Source organism: Pseudomonas putida, assembly GCF_002906855.1.
GTDB lineage: Bacteria > Pseudomonadota > Gammaproteobacteria > Pseudomonadales > Pseudomonadaceae > Aquipseudomonas > Aquipseudomonas putida_N.
On the sequence record NZ_MINI01000045.1, the window covers coordinates 1 to 1,292 of the forward strand.

The window sequence follows — 1,292 nt, forward strand, 5'->3', positions numbered from 1 at the left end:
CCGTACGAAGTGCATACAGGGGTGAGCGTTGCACTTATGTGTTGAATTCAGGTGCGCAATGTCATTGGCTGATGTAGCCGATCAGTAAGGGAGGTGTTCGCTCATGGCTAAGTTAGTCGGTGTGGTCAGCAAGGTAATTGGCCAGGTAATCGCAGTCGCCAGCGATGGTAGTCGGCGCCCTCTGATCGAAGGCGATCGCCTGTTTGCTGGCGAGCAACTGGAGACGGGTGCTGCCGGGGCCGTGGCGGTACGCCTGCAGAACGGTGCCGAGTTGACCCTGGGCCGTGACAGCAGCCTGGAGATGACGCCGGACCTGCTCGCCAACCGGGCCCCCCATGCGCCGGACCACGATGTAGCACCGAGCGACGCGCAATTGAGTGATGTGGAACGTATCCAGCAGGCGATTGCCGCAGGTGACGACCCGACCCAGAGCGCTGAGGCGACCGCCGCCGGGTCAGGTAGCCCTAGCGCAACCGGGGCGCTGGGAGGTGGCCACAGTTTCGTCATGCTCGATGAAGTCGGCGCCCGTGTCGATCCCGTGGTGGGCTTCCCGACGGCAGGCTTCAATGGCTTTCCCGAGCTTGCCAACCGCGAAGTTGGCGGCCTTGACCCCAGCAATGGCAGTTCGCTCAACGGTCGGCCTGTCGGTGGTGACGGCGGCACGGTACCTACAGAGCCGTCCATCCCGACGGTAGACGAAAATCATCCAGTCACGTTGCTGGGCCTGGATATCGCCCCGGGTGAGCTGAACCTGAACGAGGCGAATCTGCCACTGGGTTCTGCCAGTGATGCGGCGGCTTTGACCCGGCAGGGCAGCTTTACCGTGGTCGCTCAGGATGGCGTGTTCAACCTTAGTGTAGGTGACATCAACGTGGTGACGGGCGGTGTGGTGACCGGCGTTGGCCAGTCGACCACTACCGGGTTGGGCAATATCCTGACGATTACCGGTTACAACCCGAGCACGGGCGAGGTGAGTTACACCTACACGCTCACGGCATCCGGGCAACATATCGAGAACGATGGGGCCAAGTCGCTGACCGAGCACCTGCCGGTCCTGGTCAGTGACAGTAACGGTGATGTCGCTCAGGGCTTGCTGGATGTGATCATCCATGATGATGCGCCGCAGGCGTTCGATGATGACAACGTGGTCAAGGCGACCGAGCAGCATGTCGAACTGACCGGGAGCGTGCTGACCAACGATATCCAAGGCGCCGACCGTGTGGCAGGCGGTCCAGTGATTGCCGGTACTTACACCGGCACCTACGGCACGCTGGTCCTGGCCGCAGACGGCT

At 62.0% G+C, this 1,292-nt stretch carries 1 protein-coding gene; it reads left to right on the top strand.

Annotated elements, in window-relative coordinates; genetic code table 11:
* Positions 1–103 precede the first annotated feature (103 nt).
* On the top strand, positions 104–1,292 hold a 1,189-nt coding region (locus tag BGP85_RS22405), incomplete at its 3' end, for a retention module-containing protein (RefSeq protein WP_146048994.1).